This window comes from Burkholderia sp. E168m23, assembly GCF_016586125.1.
Classification (GTDB): Bacteria; Pseudomonadota; Gammaproteobacteria; order Burkholderiales; family Burkholderiaceae; genus Burkholderia; species Burkholderia orbicola.
Genome location: NZ_BCPP01000725.1, coordinates 1 through 3,723, shown reverse-complemented (window position 1 = coordinate 3,723; position 3,723 = coordinate 1). Strand labels below are relative to the sequence as shown.

Annotated in this window: 4 protein-coding genes; 2 read left to right on the top strand and 2 right to left on the bottom strand. The window is 70.3% G+C overall.

All coding sequences use genetic code 11. The features are described from left to right. A partial coding sequence (locus JMF90_RS28305) for an ANTAR domain-containing response regulator (protein WP_201325717.1) occupies positions 1–507 on the bottom strand: 507 nt, incomplete at its 3' end. Between the two features lie 120 nt (positions 508–627). Beyond that, entirely contained in the window at positions 628–1,389 is a 762-nt protein-coding gene (gene cobA, locus JMF90_RS28300) for a uroporphyrinogen-III C-methyltransferase (protein WP_011547602.1), read from the bottom strand. A gap of 656 nt (positions 1,390–2,045) precedes the next feature. Here cobA and JMF90_RS28295 point away from each other — a divergent pair. Continuing rightward, positions 2,046–3,371 (top strand): MFS transporter, encoded by a 1,326-nt coding sequence (locus JMF90_RS28295; protein ID WP_011547604.1) that lies wholly within the window; start codon positions 2,046–2,048, stop codon positions 3,369–3,371. Between the two features lie 21 nt (positions 3,372–3,392). Beyond that, on the top strand, positions 3,393–3,723 hold a 331-nt coding region (locus tag JMF90_RS28290; RefSeq protein WP_201325716.1), incomplete at its 3' end, for an FAD-dependent oxidoreductase.

Sequence of the window (3,723 nt, the reverse complement as noted above, 5' to 3'; positions counted from 1 at the left end):
CGCATCGTGTTCGGAGAGCTTGCGCTGGTCCATCAGCACGCGTTTCGCACGGTCGATCAGCTTGCGTTCCGCGAGTTCGCGCTCGACGTCGGCCAGCCGGCGGCGCAGCGCATCGTCGTGCGAGAAGCGCGCGAGCGCGACTTCGAGAATCGGCGCGAGACGCTCGGCCGACAACCCTTCGACGAGATACGCACTGACACCCGCGCCGACCGCCGCTCGGATCAGTTCCTGGTCGGCGTCGTGGCTGAACATCAGCACGGGGCGCGGGGCGGTCGCATGCATGACGGCGAGCTGTTCGAGCGTGTCGCGCGACGGCGAATCGGTATCGATGATCACGACGTCGGGGCGTTGCTCCTCGACGGCCGCCGGCAGGCGCGCGGGCGTCGCGACGTCGTTCAGCATCTCGTAGCCGAGGCGCGCGAGCGCGTCGCCGAGTTCGCCGATCGGCTTGTCGGTGTCGGTGACGAGCAGCACGCGCAGGCGGGTGGGCAGGGCGGACGAACTCATGAGGCGGGCAACAGGGGCAGGGACGCGTCGATGCAGGGGGCGGACGATGCACGCAGGCCGCATGCGCGGCCGGAGGGGCAGGAACCGGGAAGCGGCCGAAGCCGTGCGATACCGCGCATGTCAGGCGGCCCGCGCAAGCGCCGCGCCGGTTGCCGTGCTCGCGCCTTGCGCGGCTGCTGCGCCGATCGCGCCGCCGACGAGGATCACGGCCGGGCTGCCCAGCCGCTCGGCTTCGATGCCGCACGCGAGCGTGCCCAGCGTGCCGGTCCAGCGACGTTCGTCGGGCGTGCCGGCCCATTGCACGGCCGCCGCCGGCGTCGACGCGGGCAGCGCGGCGAGCAGGCCCGCCGCGATGCTGTCGACGCGGCTCATCCCCATGTAGATCGCGAGCGTCGTGCCGGTCGCCGCGAGCCGTGCCCAGTCGGGTTCGCCATGATCCTGGCGGTGCGCGGTGACGAACGTGACGCCCTGGCAGTGCTCGCGGTGCGTGAGCGAGATGCCGAGGCTCGCGGCGGCGGCGAATCCCGACGAGATGCCGTTGACGATCTCGACCGGAATCGCGGCCGCGCGCAGCGTCGCGAGTTCCTCGCCGGCGCGCCCGAACAGCAGCGCGTCGCCGCCTTTCACGCGCACCACGTGCGCGCCGCGCAGCGCGTAGCGGCGCATCAGTTTCTCGATGAACGCCTGCGGCGTGGAGCGGCAGCCGCCGCGCTTGCCGACGCGGATCACGCGCGCCCGCGGCGCGAGTTCGACGATGCCGGGCGCGACGAGATCGTCGAGCAGCAGCACGTCGGCGGCGGCCAGTGCCTTCACCGCCTTCAGCGTAAGGAGATCGGGATCGCCGGGGCCGGCGCCCAGCAGCGTGACTTTGCCTGTCGTCATGTCGTGTTCCTGTGCCGCATCGCATCGCTGCGGCGGTCTGATGTCGCGTTGTTGCTCGGCGGCGGCGGGCGGTCGAAACGCACCGGCATCCGGCCGTGCCGTGCACGGAGGGACGCCGTTGTCCTGAAGGGCTCGCGGTGACGGGCGAGCAGGGTTTGCGGGGACTGCCCACCGGCGCCGTTGCCGGTGTGACGAAGGTTCAGCAATATCCGGGCCAACCGGCGCGACGACGCGGCCTGGGCGCGGCGCCGCGCACCGTGCGATGGCCGCGAGCGCGCATGTGCTCGCCACGCGCGCGCGGTCGCCATGCCGCATCGGTGTGCATCGTGCCCCGTCCGCGCGCACCGCGATGCCGCACGACGACAGTGCTGCAGCGCACCACATCTGTGCCCCGGTGCATCGCGACGGAGAGCGCACCGCGCGCCGCGGTGACGTGCCCGATGCCCGCTGCGCCTTGTGCGGTGGGGCGCGCGGCGTGATCGACGCGGACATGGCACGTCGCTTGCGTTAGCTCGTTCGGACGGGTCAATGGCGATCCGTCCGCAGTACCGAATACCGACGCGCCCGGCAACGGGCTTCATGGGCAACGGCGTCCTACGTATCAGGTCTCGACGAGACCGGGTGCGCAGGACGCCGTTTTTCGTTTGGCGGATGACATGACCGACAAAGCTACCCGTATCGATCTCTTCAGCCTCCGCACCGCGCCGATGCGCGCGTTCCATCTGACGTGGATGGCGTTCTTCGTTTGCTTCTTCGCGTGGTTCGCGTGCGCGCCGCTGATGCCGCTGATCGCGCGCGAATTCCATCTCACGGCGGCGCAAGTCGCCAACATCAACATCGCCGCGGTGGCCGCGACGATCGCCGTGCGGCTGCTGGTCGGCCCGCTGTGCGACCGCTTCGGCCCGCGCCGCGTGTACGCGGGCCTGCTGCTGCTCGGCGCGATCCCCGTGTTCGCCGTGTCGTTCACGCACGACTACCTGTGGTTCCTGATCTGCCGGCTCGGCATCGGCGCGATCGGTGCGGGCTTCGTGATCACGCAATACCACACGTCGGTGATGTTCGCGCCGAATGTGGTCGGCACCGCGAACGCGACGACGGCCGGCTGGGGCAATGCCGGCGCGGGCGCGACGCAGGCGCTGATGCCGTTGCTCGTCGCCGCCGGGCTGATGCTCGGCTTCGGCGAGGATTCGTCGTGGCGCATCGCGCTGGTCGTGCCGGGCGTGGCGATGCTCGCGATGGCATGGGCGTACTGGCGCTTCACGCAGGACTGCCCGCAAGGCGATTTCGTCGCGTTGCGCAAGCAGGGCGTGACGGTCGACAGCGGCAAGAAGGGCGGCTGGGCGAGCTTCTTCAGGGCCTGCGGCAACTACCGCGTATGGATGCTGTTCGTCACGTACGGCGCGTGCTTCGGCGTCGAGGTGTTCATCCACAACATCGCCGCGCTGTACTACGTCGATCACTTCAAGCTGTCGCTGAAGGACGCCGGTTTCGCGGTCGGGATGTTCGGGCTGCTCGCCCTGTTCGCGCGCGCGCTCGGCGGCTGGCTGTCCGACAAGATCGCTGCCCGCCGCAGCCTCGACGTGCGCGCGACGCTGCTGTGCGCGCTGATCATCGGCGAAGGGCTCGGGCTGATCTGGTTCTCGCACGCGCAAGGCATCGGCATGGCCCTCGTCGCGATGCTGACCTTCGGCCTGTTCACGCACATGGCGTGCGGCGCGACCTACGCGCTCGTGCCGTTCATCGACCGCAAGGCGCTCGGCGGCGTCGCGGGGATCGTCGGCGCGGGCGGCAACGTCGGCGCGGTGGCCGCGGCTTTCCTGCTGAAGGGTGTCGGCGACGTGCAGCAGACGCTGAGCCTGCTCGGCCTCGCGGTGACCGCGACCGCGTTGTGCGCGATGGCCGTGCGCTTCAGCGAAGAACACAAGGCGCGCGAAGCCGAGCTGCGCGATCGCGCGCTGGCCGCCGCCGGCGCCGCGAACTGATCGACCGAAGGAACCGTCATCATGAAACTCATCGTCATCGGCCACGGCATGGTCGGCCACAAGCTCCTCGAATGCGTCGCGACGCAAGCCGGCGAGGCAGGCGCGCTGCAGGTCACCGTGCTCGGCGAGGAACCGCGCCCCGCCTACGATCGCGTGCACCTGTCGGAATTCTTCGCGGGCAAGTCGGCGGACGACCTGTCGCTCGTCGAACCGGGCTTCTTCGAGCGTCATCCGCAGTTCGACCTGCGCCTGAACGCGCAGGTCGCATCGATCGACCGCGCCGCGCATACGGTCACGCTCGCATCGGGCGAAACGCTCGCGTACGACAAGCTGGTGCTCGCCNCCGGCTCGC